16 protein-coding genes and 2 tRNA genes are annotated in these 18,567 nt (G+C 55.5%); 11 read left to right on the top strand and 7 right to left on the bottom strand.

Annotation, left to right across the window (positions count from 1 at the left end; translation table 11 throughout):
• Window positions 1-49: 49 nt before the first annotated feature.
• Both ACN1CO_RS19100 and ACN1CO_RS19105 read left to right on the top strand, forming a co-directional pair.
• Window positions 50-126, top strand: a tRNA-Asp gene (locus ACN1CO_RS19100).
• Window positions 127-133: 7 nt separating this feature from the next.
• Window positions 134-209: transfer RNA gene (locus tag ACN1CO_RS19105), tRNA-Trp, on the top strand.
• Between the two features lie 109 nt (window positions 210-318).
• On the opposite strand, the gene hdfR is transcribed toward ACN1CO_RS19105, so the two are convergent.
• Complete coding sequence (gene hdfR, locus ACN1CO_RS19110) at window positions 319-1,152, bottom strand: HTH-type transcriptional regulator HdfR (protein WP_419140292.1); 834 nt, start codon at window positions 1,150-1,152, stop codon at window positions 319-321.
• 120 nt (window positions 1,153-1,272) lie between these two features.
• On the opposite strand from hdfR, the gene ACN1CO_RS19115 reads away from it, so the two are divergent.
• Window positions 1,273-1,611: a DUF413 domain-containing protein gene (locus ACN1CO_RS19115; protein WP_010253568.1), complete on the top strand. Its 339-nt coding sequence runs from the start codon at window positions 1,273-1,275 to the stop codon at window positions 1,609-1,611.
• A 25-nt stretch (window positions 1,612-1,636) separates the two neighbouring features.
• On the opposite strand, the gene ACN1CO_RS19120 is transcribed toward ACN1CO_RS19115, so the two are convergent.
• Entirely contained in the window at window positions 1,637-3,157 is a 1,521-nt protein-coding gene (locus ACN1CO_RS19120; RefSeq protein WP_419140293.1) for a YifB family Mg chelatase-like AAA ATPase, read from the bottom strand.
• Window positions 3,158-3,487: 330 nt separating this feature from the next.
• On the opposite strand from ACN1CO_RS19120, the gene ilvL reads away from it, so the two are divergent.
• The 6 genes from ilvL to ilvA all read left to right on the top strand — a co-directional run bounded on the left by ilvL (window position 3,488) and on the right by ilvA (window position 10,048).
• Window positions 3,488-3,586, top strand: coding sequence for an ilv operon leader peptide (gene ilvL, locus ACN1CO_RS19125; RefSeq protein WP_419140294.1), 99 nt, complete (start codon window positions 3,488-3,490; stop codon window positions 3,584-3,586).
• Between the two features lie 150 nt (window positions 3,587-3,736).
• Window positions 3,737-5,383 (top strand): acetolactate synthase 2 catalytic subunit, encoded by a 1,647-nt coding sequence (ilvG, locus tag ACN1CO_RS19130; RefSeq protein ID WP_419140295.1) that lies wholly within the window; start codon window positions 3,737-3,739, stop codon window positions 5,381-5,383.
• On the top strand, window positions 5,380-5,637 hold the full coding sequence (ilvM, locus tag ACN1CO_RS19135) for an acetolactate synthase 2 small subunit (protein ID WP_008926359.1): 258 nt from the start codon (window positions 5,380-5,382) through the stop codon (window positions 5,635-5,637). The genes ilvG and ilvM overlap by 4 nt, the downstream gene beginning before the upstream one ends.
• 18 nt (window positions 5,638-5,655) lie before the next feature.
• Window positions 5,656-6,585, top strand: coding sequence for a branched-chain amino acid transaminase (locus ACN1CO_RS19140; protein WP_090967023.1), 930 nt, complete (start codon window positions 5,656-5,658; stop codon window positions 6,583-6,585).
• A gap of 62 nt (window positions 6,586-6,647) precedes the next feature.
• Complete coding sequence (gene ilvD / locus ACN1CO_RS19145) at window positions 6,648-8,498, top strand: dihydroxy-acid dehydratase (RefSeq protein ID WP_090967022.1); 1,851 nt, start codon at window positions 6,648-6,650, stop codon at window positions 8,496-8,498.
• Window positions 8,499-8,500: 2 nt separating this feature from the next.
• The gene (gene ilvA, locus ACN1CO_RS19150) at window positions 8,501-10,048 is read left to right on the top strand and encodes a threonine ammonia-lyase, biosynthetic (protein ID WP_090967021.1); all 1,548 of its coding nucleotides are present in this window, start codon (window positions 8,501-8,503) and stop codon (window positions 10,046-10,048) included.
• Here ilvA and ilvY read toward each other — a convergent pair whose 3' ends face one another.
• Entirely contained in the window at window positions 10,049-10,930 is an 882-nt protein-coding gene (gene ilvY / locus ACN1CO_RS19155) for an HTH-type transcriptional activator IlvY (RefSeq protein WP_008926355.1), read from the bottom strand.
• A 163-nt stretch (window positions 10,931-11,093) separates the two neighbouring features.
• Between ilvY and ilvC the strand changes: the two genes are divergently transcribed.
• A complete protein-coding gene (gene ilvC, locus ACN1CO_RS19160) occupies window positions 11,094-12,569 on the top strand; it encodes a ketol-acid reductoisomerase (protein WP_033784686.1) in 1,476 nt (491 codons plus the stop codon).
• A 640-nt stretch (window positions 12,570-13,209) separates the two neighbouring features.
• On the opposite strand, the gene ACN1CO_RS19165 is transcribed toward ilvC, so the two are convergent.
• The 3 genes from ACN1CO_RS19165 to ACN1CO_RS19175 form a co-directional block, all read right to left on the bottom strand.
• Window positions 13,210-14,541: an MFS transporter gene (locus ACN1CO_RS19165; protein WP_283546781.1), complete on the bottom strand. Its 1,332-nt coding sequence runs from the start codon at window positions 14,539-14,541 to the stop codon at window positions 13,210-13,212.
• 272 nt (window positions 14,542-14,813) lie between these two features.
• Entirely contained in the window at window positions 14,814-15,833 is a 1,020-nt protein-coding gene (yhjD, locus tag ACN1CO_RS19170; protein WP_419140296.1) for an inner membrane protein YhjD, read from the bottom strand.
• 45 nt (window positions 15,834-15,878) lie between these two features.
• Window positions 15,879-16,778, bottom strand: coding sequence for a LysR family transcriptional regulator (locus ACN1CO_RS19175; protein ID WP_283546783.1), 900 nt, complete (start codon window positions 16,776-16,778; stop codon window positions 15,879-15,881).
• 115 nt (window positions 16,779-16,893) lie between these two features.
• Between ACN1CO_RS19175 and ACN1CO_RS19180 the strand changes: the two genes are divergently transcribed.
• A complete protein-coding gene (locus ACN1CO_RS19180) occupies window positions 16,894-17,652 on the top strand; it encodes an SDR family NAD(P)-dependent oxidoreductase (RefSeq protein WP_419140297.1) in 759 nt (252 codons plus the stop codon).
• A 39-nt stretch (window positions 17,653-17,691) separates the two neighbouring features.
• Here ACN1CO_RS19180 and ACN1CO_RS19185 read toward each other — a convergent pair whose 3' ends face one another.
• Window positions 17,692-18,540 (bottom strand): PhzF family phenazine biosynthesis protein, encoded by an 849-nt coding sequence (locus tag ACN1CO_RS19185; RefSeq protein WP_419140298.1) that lies wholly within the window; start codon window positions 18,538-18,540, stop codon window positions 17,692-17,694.
• Window positions 18,541-18,567: the final 27 nt, after the last annotated feature.

The raw sequence follows: 18,567 nt of genomic DNA on the forward strand, positions 1-18,567 counted from the left end.
AGGAACAGACTGTAATCAGCCAGTTGCTGAGAGCGGTGAAAGAATCGGTGGAGCGGTAGTTCAGTTGGTTAGAATACCTGCCTGTCACGCAGGGGGTCGCGGGTTCGAGCCCCGTCCGTTCCGCCACCCTATTAGGGGCGTAGTTCAATTGGTAGAGCACCGGTCTCCAAAACCGGGTGTTGGGGGTTCGAGTCCCTCCGCCCCTGCCAGAAAACGATCCTTTGCTTCGGCAAAGGATTTTTTTTGCCTTTAAAAAAGCAAAAAAGAAAAACCAGCTAACTCTAACTGGCCTCAGATCTTCCCTCTTTGCCTGCAAATTCAGCTGTTTTGCCTGACCAGAATCGGGAATTTAAGCAACTGACGGATATGTGCCTGCTGATCGCTGTTCTGCAACCAGACAGCATAGAGCGGACGAACGGCGATGGGCGTATCCGGAATCATCATCAACTCACTATAAATACTCTCCCAGAAGTCCGGCAGGAACGCGCACGCTCCGGTGGTATGCAGCAGTTCACGGGTGACATGCGCCGACGTCGTTGACAGTACCGGCACATCATCAGCCCCGGAGAGGTAGCTCTGATGCTGATGAAAATCTGCACCCCATTCCAGCTTAATGTAATCATATTTTTCGCGCTTTTCGCTCTGCCGGGCGCAAAACAGCGCCAGCGAAATATGACCAATCTGCTGACTGGTTAATTCATCCATCTTAGGCGCTTCAGTGGTGATCAACAGATCAAGCTGGCGCTCATGCAGTTGCTTAACCAGCAGATGCCGCTGTGCCACGCGTGCTTCTAAATGCAGACTCTCCCGATTCTCATACAACGTCTGTAGCCATGGCGTCAGATAGGCCTCCCACAGGGATGCACTGGCACCTATCGAAAGCTCATGGTGCTGCTGAGTGTGCGAAACCTCCTTCTTCGCCATCATCCAGGTGCTCATCAGGCTCTCAGCATACGGAAGCAGTCGCTCTCCGGCCGCCGTCAGACGTATGTTATTGCGATGCCGTGTAAAAAGGTTAACGCCAAGCTGGTTCTCTAACTGACGGATGCGAAAACTGACAGCAGATTGCGTGAGGTAAAGGGCTTCTGCAGCACGCCCGAAATGGCGTGTTCTGCTCACTTCCAGGAAAGTTTTCAGTAATTCCGTATCCACAGCGTTCTCCCAAAAATTGTTTGTCGTATAGATTTAAATGTTTTGTTTTACACTCTGTCAAGCCTATCTAATACTCCGCGCCATTAACAGCACGGCATTAGAAAATCAGGAGCGTGTAACATGGCGGAAAGCTTCTCAACAGAGAATCGTTTCTTTGATAACAAACATTACCCGCGTGGTTTCTCACGTCACGGTGACTTTACTATTAAAGAAGCTCAGCTTCTTGAACGCCACGGTTTCGCTTTCAATGAGCTGGATTTATCAAAGCGTGAGCCTGCAACCGAAGAAGAACGTTTGTTTATTGAAGTGTGTCGTGGTGTGCGTGAGCCGCAAACGGAAGCTGAACGTGTATGGTCTAAGTATATGACCCGTATCAAGCGTCCTAAGCGTTTTCATACGCTGTCTGGCGGTAAACCGCAGATGGACACCGTTGAAGACTTTACCGACAGCGACGATTAACAGAAAAGGGGCGAAAGCCCCTTTTTTATTGCAGGCTGTTATGCAGATGAATCATCAATCGATCAATTGTGCGATAACTGACTGCTTCCTGCAGATGATACCGGCTAATGTCTTTATCCCCCGCCAGATCGGCCACGGTGCGCGCCACTTTCAAAATCCGCTGCCATGCCCGTACCGATAAACCCAGCTTCTCCAGCACCGACTCCAGCCACTCCGCATCCTCTTGAGCAGGCTGACACCAGCGCATAATCTCCGCATTGTTTAAATGCGCATTTATTTTGCCTGCACGAGCCAGCTGGATCTCACGTGCAGCAACCACCCGATGACGAACCTGATCAGACGCTTCCGCCTTAGCGCGCTGACCGCTGAGCATGCCACTCGGAAGTAGCGGTACCTCCAGCGAAAGATCAAAACGATCAAGAAAGGGGCCGGACAGCTTACTGAGATAACGCAGCACCTGCTGGGGTGAACAGCGGTTATGCTGACCCTGATAATGCCCGGTTGGACTGGGATTCATCGCAGCAATCAGCTGAAACCGTGCCGGGTAAGTGACTTTAGCGCGGGTACGAGAAATGGCGATGATGCCCGACTCTAACGGCTCGCGCAGGGAGTCCAGCACCTTGCGATCAAATTCCGGCAGTTCATCCAGAAACAGCACGCCGTTATGCGCCAGGGAGATCTCACCGGGCCGTGGCAGCGATCCGCCTCCAATCAAAGCATAGAGAGATGCACTATGATGAGGTGACCTGAAAGGCCGGGTGCGCCACTGACGGTGTAGGGTCGTGTTGTTCACCAGGCTGGCGATTGCTGCGCACTCCAGTGCTTCCTGATCGCTCAGAGCAGGCATGATGCCAGGCAGTCGGGTTGCGAGCATGGTTTTACCCGTGCCAGGTGGCCCAATCAGCAACAGGTTATGCCCGCCAGCCGCAGTGATCTCCAGTGCTCTCCGCCCCTGTTCCTGACCAATAATATCCGCGAGATCTTCAGCAGGCGCATCGCCCTGATGCTCAGGATATTGCGCTGCTGGTAACGTGAGATCATTGCGCAGAAAGGCGCAGACTTCGCTGAGGTGAGAGGCGATTAGCGATGTACCCTGACGGATGAGTCCGGCATCACCCTGATTTTCAGCGGAGAGAACCAGCTGCCGCCCAGCCCGAATGGCCACCATGGCCGCAGGAATCGCGCCCTGTACACCGCACAGTGCGCCGTCGAGTGCGAGTTCACCCAGAAACTCATAGTGCGTCAGCTTGTCGGCAGGAAGCTGCTCAGAGGCGACCAGAATGGCGATCGCCATGGGTAAGTCATACCGCCCGCCCTCTTTGGGTAAATCCGCCGGTGCCAGATTGATGGTGACGCGCTTTGCCGGAAAGGTAAAACCGCTGTTGATGATGGCGCTGCGTACCCGTTCACGCGCCTCTTTCACCGTGGTTTCAGGCAGACCCACCAGTGTTAATGCAGGCAGGCCGTTACTGATGTGCGCCTCTATGGTCACCAGCGGGGCTTCCACTCCCAGTGCTGCCCGGGTCAGAACTTTTGACAATGACATACTCGCTCCTTGTTGCTGCCAGTCTGGTGACAGCGTCAAAGGAAAGCGAGAGCATGATCCGCACTGTTCGGGGTATCGCACAGCCCATCAGTGGTTTTTTCATGGCGTATTAAAACGTTGTGTGACTGCGCGCAAATTCACCAAAACATTATTACGTCACTAAAGTGATGAATAATTATCACCATGTAATTATTTCTTTTATTACAGATTGATAGGAGGTGATTTCGCGACACGCGCTAAAAAAAGTCTGTAAAAAAAGTTGTGCCATGCCCCCTGACTATGATAACTCTGTAGGCATTACTTCGAACACGAAAAAGAATTCAACAACACATGAAAGCCCTTCTACAAGTGATTAGCCTGGTCGTGATTAGCGTGGTGGTGGTTATTAACCTACCGTGCGGGGCAATGCTTGGAGAAAGAAAGGCTTAAAAATCAAGCCTCGAATCCGAAAAAACCCCCGCACCGAAAGGTCCGGGGGTTTTTTTTCGACCCGAGGAAATATCAGTAAATCCACAAGGAACAAACAATGAACAGTAGCATAAAATTCTGTTTTTCCGGTCAGGACACAGGAGAATAGCGATGACAGGTGCACAGTGGGTAGTTCAGGCTTTACGCGCGCAGGGTGTTGATACCGTATTTGGTTATCCTGGCGGCGCAATCATGCCGGTATACGACGCGCTCTACGACGGCGGCGTGGAACACCTACTGTGTCGTCATGAGCAGGGCGCTGTAATGGCGGCAATTGGCTATGCCCGCTCAACTGGCAAAACCGGCGTCTGTATCGCCACTTCCGGTCCTGGCGCGACTAACCTGATAACCGGTCTGGCGGATGCCATGATGGATTCGGTTCCGGTTGTTGCCGTAACGGGTCAGGTCTCCTCTGCCTTCATCGGCACCGATGCCTTCCAGGAGATCGACGTACTGGGACTCTCGCTGGCCTGCACCAAACATAGCTTCCTGGTCGAGTCGCTGGACGAGTTGCCCGCTATCATGGCGGAAGCTTTTGCGCTGGCTCAGTCGGGTCGTCCTGGTCCGGTACTGGTTGATATCCCGAAAGATATTCAGATTGCGCAGGGTGAGCCTGCACCACATCTGGTCCCGGTAGAAGAGGGAAGTGCGCTGCCGCATCAGGCGATTCACGAAGCACGCGCACTGATGGCGCAGGCCAGAAAACCCATGCTCTACATTGGCGGCGGTGTTGGCCTGGCACAGGCTGTTCCGGCACTGCGTGCGCTGGCAGAAGAGACCGGCATTCCGGCAGTGGCTACCCTGAAAGGTTTAGGCAGCGTGGACCCACAGAGCGATGTCTATCTGGGCATGCTGGGAATGCACGGCACCAAAGCCGCCAACCTGGCCGTACAGGCGTGTGACCTGCTTATCGCGGTCGGTGCCCGTTTCGACGACCGCGTGACCGGCAAGCTGGATACCTTCGCACCGCACGCCAGCGTAATTCATCTCGACATCGATCCCGCTGAGTTAAACAAATTACGTCGCGCGCATGTCTCTCTGCAGGGCGATCTCAACGAGCTGCTGCCGGCCCTGAGCCAGCCTCTGCATATTGACGCCTGGCGTGATGAGGTGAAAGCGCTTAAAGCCAGTCACCCATGGCGCTATGACCATCCAGGCGAGGCGATCTACGCACCGCTGTTACTGAAGCAACTTTCCGATCGCAAACCGGCGAATACCGTGGTCACCACCGACGTCGGTCAGCATCAGATGTGGACGGCGCAACACATGGCATTCAGCGCACCGGAGAATTTCATCACCTCCAGCGGCTTAGGCACCATGGGCTTTGGCTTACCGGCTGCCATTGGCGCGCAGGTTGCACGCCCGGACGATACGGTTATCTGTGTCTCGGGTGATGGCTCCATCATGATGAACATCCAGGAACTGGGTACCATCAAGCGCGGCAAGCTGCCGGTCAAAATCGTACTGATGGATAACCAGCGTCTGGGCATGGTGCGCCAGTGGCAGCAGCTTTTCTTCGACGGTCGCTACAGTGAAACCAACCTGTCCGACAATCCCGACTTCCTCACGCTGGCCAGCGCATTCAACATCCCTGGCCAGCGCATTACCCGTAAAGATCAGGTCGACGCCGCCCTTGATGCTCTGCTGAACAGCGAAGGTCCTTACTTCCTGCATGTTGCAATAGATGAGCATGAAAACGTCTGGCCACTGGTACCGCCGGGTGCCAGCAATGCAAACATGATGGAGAAAACCGTATGAACCAGCATCAATTGTCTATCGAAGCCCGTTTCCGCCCTGAAATATTAGAGCGCATTTTACGCGTCGTGCGTCACCGCGGTTTTCAGGTCTGTTCTATGAACATGGCCTCAGTCGCCAACGCAGAAAACATTAATATTGAAATGACCGTTGCCAGCCAGCGCTCCGTCGATTTACTGTCTTCGCAGTTAAGTAAATTGATCGACGTTGCATGCGTTCAGATTCAACAACAGACAACACAACAAATCCGCGCGTAGCCGCGAGAGGGAATAACAATGAGCACGAAGAAAGCAGACTTTATTTGGTTCAATGGCGAGATGGTTAAGTGGGAAGATGCGAAGGTCAGCGTCATGTCCCACGCGTTGCACTACGGTACGTCGGTATTTGAAGGCGTGCGCTGCTACGACTCTCACAAAGGACCGGTTGTGTTCCGTCATCGCGAACACATGCAACGTCTGCACGACTCCGCAAAAATCTATCGCTTCCCGATTAAAAGCAGCGTTGATGAGCTGATGGAAGCGTGCCGCGAAGTCATCCGCGTGAACAAACTGAAAAGTGCTTATATCCGTCCTCTGGCCTTTGTCGGCGATGTGGGCCTGGGCGTGAACCCGCCAGATGGTTTCACTACCGACGTGATCATTGCTGCGTTCCCGTGGGGTGCATACCTGGGCGCTGAAGCGCTGGAGAACGGCATTGATGCCATGGTCTCTTCATGGAACCGTGTTGCGCCAAACACCCTGCCAACCGCCGCTAAAGCGGGTGGTAACTACCTCTCCTCACTGCTGGTGGGCAGCGAAGCCCGTCGTCATGGCTATCAGGAAGGGATTGCGCTGGATACCAATGGCCTGATCTCCGAAGGTGCAGGCGAAAACCTGTTTGAAGTTAAAGATGGTGTGCTCTATACCCCGCCATTTACCTCTTCGGCACTGCCGGGCATCACCCGCGATGCCATCATCACGCTGGCGCGTGATATGGGCATTGAAGTGCGTGAGCAGACCCTGTCGCGTGAATCTCTCTACCTGGCTGACGAAGTCTTTATGTCTGGTACCGCCGCAGAAATCACTCCGGTGCGCAGCGTTGACCGCATTCAGGTTGGCGAAGGCAAGCGTGGTCCGGTGACCAAACGCATCCAGGAGGCCTTCTTTGGTCTCTTCACTGGCGAAACAGAAGACAAATGGGGCTGGTTAGATCCGGTTAACCCATAATCAGATACAGCGCGGGCGTCATCTGACGTCCGCGAGCTTATTCTTACTGGAGTAAATAGAGCATGCCTAAGTACCGTTCCGCCACTACCACCCACGGCCGCAACATGGCGGGTGCCCGTGCCTTATGGCGCGCGACAGGAATGACCGACGACGATTTCGGCAAGCCGATTATCGCTGTGGTTAACTCATTCACCCAATTTGTCCCTGGCCACGTTCACCTCCGCGACCTGGGTAAACTCGTCGCTGAGCAGATTGAAGCGGCGGGTGGTGTGGCTAAAGAGTTCAACACCATCGCGGTGGATGACGGTATTGCCATGGGTCATGGCGGCATGCTGTATTCACTGCCTTCGCGCGAGCTGATTGCTGACTCGGTCGAGTACATGGTCAACGCGCACTGCGCCGACGCCATGGTCTGCATCTCCAACTGCGACAAAATCACCCCAGGAATGCTGATGGCGTCACTGCGCCTCAATATCCCGGTGATCTTCGTTTCTGGCGGACCGATGGAAGCGGGTAAAACCAAGCTTTCTGACAAGATCATCAAGCTGGATCTGGTCGATGCGATGATTCAGGGTGCCAACCCGAACGTCAGCGATGCCGACAGCGATCAGATCGAACGCTCTGCCTGTCCGACCTGCGGCTCCTGCTCCGGCATGTTCACCGCCAACTCGATGAACTGCCTGACTGAAGCACTCGGCCTGTCGCAGCCTGGCAACGGTTCACTGCTGGCCACGCACGCCGATCGCAAAGAGCTGTTCATCAATGCCGGTAAGCGCATCGTCAGTCTGACCAAGCGCTATTACGAGCAGGATGACGTCAACATGCTGCCGCGTAACATCGCAAACAAGGCTGCTTTCGAGAACGCCATGATGCTGGATATCGCCATGGGCGGTTCCACCAACACCGTACTGCACCTGCTGGCGGCGGCACAGGAAGGCGACATCGACTTCAATATCTCCGACATCGATCGCCTGTCCCGTAAAGTGCCTCAGCTTTGTAAAGTCGCGCCAAGTACCCCGAAATATCACATGGAAGATGTGCATCGCGCAGGTGGCGTTTTCGCGATTCTGGGCGAGCTGGATCGCGCAGGCCTCTTCGACAGCAGCGCCCGTAATATCCTGCAGCAGACGATGCGTGAAACGCTGGATCAGTACGACATCATGCTGACCAAAGATCAGGCGGTAAAAGATATGTTCCGCGCGGGTCCGGCGGGGATCCGCACCACCCAGGCATTCTCGCAGAACTGCCGCTGGGACACACTGGATGATGACCGTGCCGAAGGCTGTATCCGCACCCGAGAAAACGCTTATTCGCAGGATGGCGGCCTGGCCGTGCTGTACGGCAACATCGCCGAAGATGGCTGTATCGTTAAAACGGCGGGCGTAGACAAAGAGATCCTGACCTTCACCGGTCCGGCCAAAGTCTATGAAAGCCAGGATGACGCGGTAGAAGCGATTCTGGGCGGCAAAGTCGTGGCAGGCGACGTGGTCGTCATCCGCTACGAAGGACCAAAAGGCGGACCGGGCATGCAGGAAATGCTCTATCCGACCACCTATCTGAAATCGATGGGCCTGGGCAAAAGCTGCGCACTGATCACCGATGGTCGTTTCTCCGGCGGGACGTCGGGCCTCTCTATCGGCCACGCTTCGCCTGAAGCGGCCAACGGCGGCACCATTGCGCTGGTTAAAGATGGCGATACCATCGAAATCGATATCCCTAACCGCGGCATTAAACTCGCCGTACCGGATAACGAACTGCATGCGCGCCGTGAAGAGCAGCAGGCACGTGGCGATGCGGCGTATACGCCGGTCAATCGCCAGCGTGAAGTCTCCTTTGCGCTGCGCGCTTACGCATTACTCGCGACCAGTGCTGATAAAGGCGCCGTCCGCGATAAGAGCAAGCTGGGAGGCTAAAAATGGCCGAGTCTCAACCGCTACCTGACGCGCCTGGCGGCGCCGAATATTTGCGCGCAGTACTGCGTTCACCGGTGTATGAAGTGGCACAGGTGACGCCGCTGCAGGTTATGGAAAAAATTTCAGCGCGTCTCGGCAACACCATTCTGGTGAAGCGGGAAGATCGCCAGCCTGTGCACAGTTTCAAGGTGCGCGGTGCTTACGCGATGATTGCCGGTCTGAACGAAGAGCAGAAAGCGCGCGGCGTGGTGACGGCGTCAGCCGGTAATCACGCGCAGGGCGTGGCGCTCTCCGCGACTAAGCTCGGCATCAAGTCACTGATTGTGATGCCGCTGGCGACCGCAGACATCAAGGTTGATGCAGTGCGCGCATTTGGCGGTGAGGCTTTCCTGTTTGGCGCCAACTTTGACGAGGCGAAAGCCAAAGCGATAGAACTCGCTGAACAGCGCGGCTACACCTTCGTGCCGCCGTTTGACCATCCGGCTGTGATTGCCGGACAGGGCACGCTGGCGATGGAGTTGTTACAGCAGGATGCGCACCTCGATCGGGTCTTTGTCCCGGTGGGTGGCGGCGGTCTGGCGGCTGGCGTTGCAGTGCTGATCAAGCAGCTGATGCCGCAAATCAAAGTGATTGCAGTGGAGTCAGAAGATTCAGCCTGCCTGAAAGCTGCACTGGAAGCGGGTCATCCGGTCGATCTGCCACGCGTCGGGCTGTTTGCCGAAGGCGTCGCGGTTAAACGAATTGGCAGCGAAACCTTCCGGCTCTGTCAGGCCTACATTGATGACATCATCACCGTCGACAGCGATGCGATTTGCGCTGCGATGAAAGATCTGTTCGAAGATGTTCGTGCCGTGGCGGAACCGTCTGGTGCGCTGGCGCTGGCGGGCATGAAGAAGTATATCCAGCAGCACGAGATTAAAGGCGAGCGTCTGGCGCATGTCTTATCCGGCGCTAACGTCAACTTCCACGGTCTGCGTTACGTCTCTGAGCGTTGCGAGCTGGGCGAACAGCGTGAAGCACTGCTGGCCGTCACCATCCCGGAACAGCAGGGCAGTTTTCTGCGTTTCTGTCAGACACTGGGCGGACGTTCCATCACTGAGTTCAACTACCGCTATGCGGATGCGGACAAAGCCTGCATCTTTGTTGGCGTGCGTCTGACCCGTGGCGTGGAAGAGCGCAGCGAGATCATCAGCGAGCTCACCAGCGGCGGTTATCAGGTGGTCGATCTCTCAGATGATGAGATGGCGAAACTGCACGTGCGTTACATGGTGGGCGGACGTCCCTCCAAGCCGCTGCGTGAACGGCTCTTCAGCTTCGAATTCCCGGAGGCACCAGGCGCGTTGCTGAAGTTCCTGCAGACGCTGGGCACCCACTGGAATATCTCGCTGTTTCACTACCGCAGCCACGGTACCGACTACGGTCGCGTACTGGCGGCTTTTGAACTGGGCAGCGATGAGCCACGTTTCGAGGAGCATCTCACCGATCTGGGTTACGACTTTCACGACGAAAGCCAGAACCCAGCGTTCCGCTTCTTCCTGTCAGGCCACTGATTACAGCTGGCTCCAGAAAGCACTGATCAGCGGCTCTCCGAGCCGCTTTTTTTGCACGCAGATGCCGAGTTCGAACGGCGCAACCGAGTCAATATTCTCCAGTAACAGCACGCGGTTCCGCACCGGGTCAGGGCTGTTCTCCAGCACCACATCCGGCAGCAGAGCAATACCGCAACCCAGCGCCACCATCGAAACAATCGCTTCATGCCCCGATACCGTGGCGTAAATCACCGGATTCGGGATGCGCTGGCGGCGAAACCAGAGATCGATACGCCGCCGTGCCGGTCCCTGCACCGGCAGAATAAAGGGGATTTTTGACCAGTCGGGCTGTGGCTGTGTGGCCTGGGTACGAACGGCACAGGGCAGTGCGGGCGCAATCAGCACCAGCGGGATCAGCCCCAGTGGCATAAAATCGATGCTGGCAGGCAGGGTTTCAGGCCGTCCCGCAATCGCCAGATCGGCATCGCCGGAGTGCACTTTTTCCACCGCATCTGCTGCATCGCCGGTATCCAGTTTGATTTCGACCTGCGGATGTTCCGCGCGAAAGCGATCGAGAATCGGCGGCAGATGACTGTAGGCCGCTGTCACAGAACAGAACAGTCGCAGTTCGCCGCTGAGTGACGGGCCGTTAAGATCCATCACATGGCGCAGTTGCTGATACTGCAACAGCGTCTGCTGGGCAAACTGGCGCAGGCGTTCGCCCGCTTCCGTCAGCGTCACGGTGCGGTTATCACGCAGAAACAGCGCATGGCCGACATCTTCTTCGAGCCGCTGGATCTGGCGTGACAGCGTGGAAGGGCTGACGTGCATCGCACGCGCAGTGCGCCCGAAGTGGCAGCTTTCTGCCAGATGAAGAAACAGTTTCAGATCCCGTAAATCCATGTGCGCGTCGCCTCTGGGTGGTGTTGCATTTATTGCAATGTGACGTTGTTAATATATCAATTTAAGCAACAGAATTCCTGTCATATGATGGGGTCATTCGCGGCGCTGCATGATTCGCCGTTCCTGAACAAAAAAAAGCAAACACAACCTTACCGGAGTACCCATGGCTAACTATTTCAACACATTGAACCTGCGCAACCAGCTGGCGCAATTAGGCAAATGCCGTTTCATGGCGCGTGATGAATTCGCGGATGGTGCCAGTTTCCTGAAAGGCAAAAAAGTCGTTATCGTTGGCTGTGGTGCGCAGGGCCTGAACCAGGGTCTGAACATGCGTGATTCCGGTCTGGATGTTGCTTATGCACTGCGTGCCGAAGCGATTGCGGAGAAACGCCCTTCATGGCGCAAAGCGACCGATAACGGTTTCAAAGTGGGTACTTACGAAGATCTGATCCCGCAGGCTGACCTGGTGGTTAACCTGACGCCAGACAAGCAGCACTCCGCTGTGGTCCAGGCTGTTCAGCCGCTGATGAAAGATGGCGCTGCGCTGGGCTACTCACACGGTTTCAACATCGTTGAAGTGGGCGAGAGCATCCGTAAAGACATCACTGTTGTGATGGTGGCACCGAAGTGCCCGGGTACTGAAGTGCGTGAAGAGTACAAGCGTGGCTTTGGTGTTCCAACGCTGATCGCGGTTCATCCGGAAAACGATCCAAAAGGCGAAGGCATGGCGATTGCTAAAGCCTGGGCAGCAGCGACCGGCGGCGATCGTGCTGGCGTGCTGGAATCCTCCTTCGTTGCAGAAGTGAAATCTGACCTGATGGGTGAGCAGACCATTCTGTGTGGCATGTTGCAGGCGGGTTCACTGCTCTGCTTCGACAAGCTGGTCGCTGAAGGTACTGACCCGGCTTACGCAGAAAAACTGATTCAGTTCGGCTGGGAAACCATCACCGAGTCACTGAAGTTTGGTGGCATCACTCTGATGATGGATCGTCTCTCTAACCCGGCGAAACTGCGCGCTTATGCGCTGTCAGAGCAGCTGAAAACCATCATGGCGCCGCTGTTCCAGAAGCACATGGATGACATCATCTCCGGTGAATTCTCTTCCGGCATGATGGCTGACTGGGCGAATGATGATAAAAATCTGCTGACCTGGCGTGAAGAGACCGGCCAGACCGCATTCGAAACTGCCTCACAGTATGAAGGCAAAATAGAAGAGCAGGAGTACTACGATAAAGGTGTTGTGATGGTTGCGATGGTTAAAGCGGGCGTTGAGCTGGCGTTTGAAACCATGGTAGACGCCGGCATCATTGAAGAGTCTGCTTACTACGAATCACTGCATGAGCTGCCGCTGATCGCGAACACCATCGCACGTAAGCGTCTGTATGAAATGAACGTGGTTATCTCTGATACCGCTGAATATGGTAACTACCTGTTCTCCTTCGCGGCGGTGCCGCTGCTGAAAGAGTTCATGACCACGCTGCAGCCAGGCGATCTGGGTAAAGCGGTTGAAGGCACGCAGGTCGACAACGCGCAGCTGCGTGACGTCAACGAAGCCGTTCGCCAGCACCCAATTGAAACCGTTGGCCGCAAACTGCGTGGCTACATGACCGACATGAAGCGTATCGCTGTCGCGGGCTAATAACCGGCAACACAGTTTTCAGCAAAACAAACCCCGGCTTGCCGGGGTTTTTTGTTTGGGGACTGTGACTGCATTACCTGCATTGCTGTAAGACCGTGCCTGCACAGGGAACACGGTCAGATCGGAAAGACGCAAAATCCGCCATCCCTGGCATGCTCTGCCCGCGCCGTCCCTGGCGCGGGACGCTTTCCTCTTCTGCCCATGTTACCTGTGCCATCAGGCTTCTTAGTTGCTGTAAGAATTACCCCGCCTCAGGTTTTATACATTTAAACGCGAGTCAGCATTTCCGAACAGACAACTAATGCACTTAAAGCGATGGGAGCATACGCCTGTAGCAAAGCATCGCGCCGCCCGGATAAAAACGCCGGGAGCGTTTTTGAACAACGCAAAGCGTTGGCCCGTTTACGGGCGCACCTCAGGGTTGAGGTGCGTAATCGCCCGCGCTGAGCCTGCCATGGATGGCGTCTTTTGCGTCTTTGCGAAAGGCGTATGCTCCCTGAGCCTGTCGGCTAACTCTCAAGGCGACACTTTAAACCCTGCGGAGTAGATGTATGCTCCCTGAACCGCCCTTTATTTACTAAACTCAACCTATAAAAAAACCCGGCGGCTGCCGGGTTTCACTGACCTTCATCCAACAGGATTAAACGTCATACAGCGTCTGGTGGCGCGTCTCTTTACAGGCCAGCAACGCTATCAGCGTCAGCACTGCCATCGACGCCAGATAAAGTCCCACCGCCTGCAGACCGTAATGCGCATTCAGCCAGGTCGCGATATAAGGCGCAACTGAGGCACCCAGAATCGAGGAAAGATTATAAGAGAACGATGCGCCGGTATAACGCACTTCGGTCGGGAACAGCTCCGGCAGCAGCGCGCCCATCGGACCAAACGTCAGCCCCATAATGCTCAGACCCAGCAGCAGAAACGCCATCACCAGCGCCTGTGAACCCGAACCGAGCATCGCCGGGAACAGGAACGAAAACGCGATAATCATCAGCGTAATGGTAATCATCGTCTTGCGACGACCAAAACGGTCAGCCAGCAAACCGGCAATCGGCACCATCACCCCAAAACCAATCACCGCCAGCATCAGCATCCACAACATACTATTACGCGGAATGCCCAGACCGGCCGGCGCTGCCGTGGTGCCGTAGCTCATCGAATAGACAGTCATGATATAGAACAGCGTATAGGTCGCCAGCATGATAAAAGTGCCGAGAATCGTGGCGGTCAGATGCTTGCTCAGCAGCGCCGCAATCGGCACCCGAACCTGCTTCTTCTCTTTCTGCACTTTGGCAAATACCGGACTCTCATGCAGCGAAACGCGCACATACAGACCAATCAGCACCAGCACGGCAGAGAGAATAAACGGCACGCGCCAGCCCCACTGCATAAACTGCTCGTCGGTCAGCAGCCACGAAAGCAGCAGAAAAGTCCCGTTAGCGAAGAAAAAGCCAATTGGCGCACCCAGCTGAGGGAACGAACCGTAAAGCGCACGCTTCTTCGCCGGAGCATTTTCCGTTGCCAGCAGCGCCGCGCCACCCCATTCACCACCCAGCCCAAGTCCCTGACCAAAACGCGCCAGCGCCAGCAGCAGCGGTGCCATCACGCCAATGGTCTCATAGCTGGGTAGCAGGCCAATCACTACGGTGGAAATACCCATGGTCAGCAGCGAGGCAACCAGCGTGGCTTTGCGACCGACGCGATCGCCAAAGTGACCAAACACAGCAGAGCCAATCGGACGCGCGATAAAGGCGATAGCGAAAGTGGCCAGCGACTGTAGCGTCGCGACGGTAGCATCACCCTGCGGGAAGAAAATGTGCGGGAAAACGATGACCGCAGCCGTGGCATAAATATAAAAGTCGAAGAACTCGATGGCCGTGCCGACCAGCGAGGCAATCACCACTTTACTGCGTGAGTTAACCGGCGTGGGATCCTGCTGTTTGTCGAGTGTGTCTGTGAGGGAGGCTTGCATAACTGTTTCTTATTTGTAAATACAGACAAAGAATCTTACGCATCTGCCAGGGCGCATTCAATGATGAAAACCCGCGCCCCGTCTGGCTTCAGAGGGCAAAAAGAGGATAATTTCTGTGGTGAGACGAATGCCGGGTGATACCGGGGTAAACCGGACGATATCTGGCGGGATACTCTAAGAAAGGGCTAAATAAAAGTGACCCCTCAGCTATTCATCCTGTTATATGGTTAAAAAATAGCCGAGGGGTAATATTTTCCGCTGTTGTTAACGGATTACGATGATTTGTGTCGTGACGCGCTGCCCGCTTCAGGCATCTGCGGGTCGTCTTTATATTTGGCGGTGGCGATCCACGCTGCACAGAACAGCGTCAGACGGGCGAAGAAGTAGAAGAACGCCATCAGTCCGAGCACAGAACCAAAGGCCGCACCGGAAGGTGAGGTCGCCATCTTCGGTAGTGTCAGCGTCATCACAAACTTAATCACCTCAAATCCGATTGCCGCCAGCAGGGTGCCGCGAAACAACGCTTTCTTACGCGGCTTATGACGCGGCAGGATCCAGAAAATCCACAGGAACAACAGATAGTTCGCCATCACGGAAATTGAGGTGGCGATAATGGTCAGGGCAGGTCGTAACCAGTCGATGCCATCCAGCCCCAGTGCACTCACGATAGAGGCCTGCGCAGAACCGGCTACTGAGGTCAGCGACAGCGTAATTACCAGCGCCAGCATCAGACCGATCAGCGACAGCAGATCGCGGATATAACGCTTCCAGATCTTCTCTTTGTCATCCGGTTTCCGTTCCCACACATCGCGCGACTGGGCGCGAATCGCTTCACGCAGGTTACCCATCCAGTTAAGACCGGAGTAGAGCGCCAGCAGTAAACCGGTAATCCCCACGGTGGCGCGCTGCTGAATAGCGGTATTCACCGTATTCTTCAGCGTCGTCGCCAGCGTCGGGTCGCTGATGCTGCTGACGATTTTGTTGATGATATCGGTCAGCAGATCCGGATTCGATGCCAGCACAAAACCCACGGCGGCAAACGACACCATCAGAATGGGGATCAGTGATAAAAATGAGAAATAAGTAATGGCCGCGCCAAACTGGCTGCCGAGCCGATCGTTAAAGCGGTCAAGGGCGCGTATAAAATGCGCCACCGCCGGAATAGCCTGAAACCAGGTGGCGAAACGCGACACGCGAACAATAGATTCATCCACGGTGTGATTGCCGGTTTTAATGTCGATAAGCGGCTTTTGTGGCTGCAAATCCTGCGGGTTTTCCTGCTTGTCTGTCATAGACCTTCACTGTCCTGTTTATCATGAAAATCAAAGTATAGCCGCTCAGGTGACGTACTCCTGTAACACCTGACTCAGCCACTCCATAAATACCCGCACGCGACGTGCCACATTGCGCCGGTGTGGGTAGAGCAGATGGATAGGCATCGGTCTGGCGGGGAAGCGATGCAGCACTTCCACCAGCTCGCCCCTTTCCAGCAATGTCTGAATCCCGGCGGCAGGCACCTGAATAATGCCTAATCCTGCCAGACAGGCGGCGCGATAGGTTTCGGTGCTGTTCACCGTCACCACGCCGCCGGTATGAACGTAATGGCACTGCCTGCCATCAAAATATTCAAACCCGGGTGATGCCTGACCAAGCTGCTGGCTGTAATGCACCATCGCATGCTGCGACAACTCTTCCAGGCGGGTCGGCATGCCGAACCGCGAAAGGTAGCCAGGACTGGCGCAGTTGATCAAGGTATGGGTACCAATTTTTCGTGCAATCAGACCCGAATCCTTGAGTTCGCCGACCCGAAGTACACAGTCAAACCCTTCACGGATCACATCCACCTGGCGGTCACTGCTGCTCAGCTCAATCTCTACGCCGGGGTAATGCTGCAAAAATTCTGGCAGCCTTGGCAGGACAAAACCGGTGGCCATCGCCACCGACATATCCACCCGCAGTTTACCGCTGAGCGAGGCCGGCTCGTGCTGGAACAGGCTGTCCATATCATCAATCATCGACAGTAAATCGAGACAGCGATCGTAATAGACTAACCCATCCTGGGTTAGTTGCACCCGGCGCGTGGTGCGATGCAGCAAACGCGTTGCCATTTGGTTCTCCAGCGCCTGAATCTGTCGCGATACGCTGCCTTTGGGTATGCCTAAACTCTCTGCCGCGCGGGTAAAACTGCCCATTTCGGCCACCCGCACAAACACCTGCATTGCGTGAATTTTATCCATGTTGTTCACCGATTGTTGTTTTTATTGAAACAGTGATGCGCGTTTAACCCTGTTTATAGATCAATAATTCGCGAATATCCTTAACCCGTGTTCAATTTTTCAACAGGTGTGAGCGATGAACCATAAAGTGGCGTTAATTACCGGTGCAAACCGTGGTTTAGGCCGGAATGGAGCCTTAAAACTGGCTGCCAGAGGCACAGATATCATTCTTACGTACCGCAGCCATGCCGATGAGGCGGAGGCTGTTGTAAAGGAAATTGAGGCGCTGGGACGACGCGCAGTGGCGCTGGCACTGGATGTTGGCGAAACCGGCCAGTTCGATCGCTTTGTCGGCGAAGTGAAACAGGTACTGCAGCAGCAGTGGCAACGGGAGCGATTTGACTATTTAGTGAACAATGCCGGTCACGGACACTACAAGCCGTTTACCGACACCACCGAGGCGGAATTTGATGCGCTGGTGAACGTGCATTTCAAAGGGCCTTACTTCCTGACCCAGAAGCTGCTGCCGCTGATCAACGATGGTGGCCGCATCCTGAACATCTCCAGCGGTCTGACCCGTCTGGTCTATCCTGGCTCCTCGACCTATGCATCGATGAAAGGGGCGATGGAAGTGTTGACGCGCTATCAGGCGAAAGAGCTGGGCGAACGACGTATTCGCGTCAATATCCTCGCACCAGGTGCGATAGAGACCGATTTTGGCGGTGGCCGGGTTCGCGATACCCGCGAGATTAACGATCAGATTGCCGGGCTGACGGCGCTGGGCCGGGTCGGATTGCCGGATGATATCGGCGATGCCATCAGCGCGATCCTCAGTGACGAAACCGGCTGGATCACCGCGCAGCGGATTGAAGCGTCAGGCGGGCAGGGAATTTAACCGCTGGCGGCGTCGCGGAAAACACGACGCCGCCGCATTTTACAGCGTAATCGTGCCGTCAATGACGGTAACGGTATTGCCGCCAATCCAGATGGTCTCACCGGCATAGGTCACGTTCAGCCGCCCCGCGCGCTGCAGGGCCGTTCCCTGACGAACGCGATAGGAGGTGGTATGGCCTGCGGCTGCGAAGTAACGCGCCAGACAGGCGTTGGCGCTGCCGGTCACCGGATCTTCCGTCAGGCTGCCATTCTCTACCAGCAGGCCACGCACTTCATACTGCTCTGGCTCTCTCTCAGGCAAGCGGCCAAACGGCATCACGCCAGAGACACCCGCATGTTTAATCAGACGCTGCAAATCGCTGACATTGGGCTGCAACGCCAACACGGCTTCGGCGCTGACCATTGGCACCAGCAGCCAGCGAATCCCCATATCCACTACCGTCGGGCTTTGTGTCAGATCGAACGCATCGCTGTTAAAGGCGTTCGCCATCAGCGCATCCTGCCACGGCATCAGGGTGGCAGCCGGTGCCGCAAACGCCAGCTCACCCGCCTCACCCATCTTCACCGTCACGTTACCGACGCCGCACTCCTGCACGATTTCACCCGGCGTACGGGTCGGCCAGCCCGCCTCCAGCAGCGCGTGCGCCGTGCCCAGCGTCGGATGACCGGCAAAGGGCAGCTCGCCTTCCACGGTAAAAATCCGCACCCGGTAGTCCGCCTCTTCATGCTGTGGCGGCAGGACAAAAGTGGTCTCCGACAGATTGGTCCAGCGGGCAATCGCCGCCAGCTGGCTGTCGCTTAACCCCTGAGCATCCATGATCACCGCCAGCGGATTGCCATTAAAGGCGGATGAGGTAAATACATCAACTTGCTTAAACGCGACCTTCATTGTGACTCCTTGCTCTGGGTTCAGTGT

Origin of the sequence: Pantoea sp. R13S299, assembly GCF_048515925.1 — a bacterium.
GTDB lineage: Bacteria > Pseudomonadota > Gammaproteobacteria > Enterobacterales > Enterobacteriaceae > Pantoea.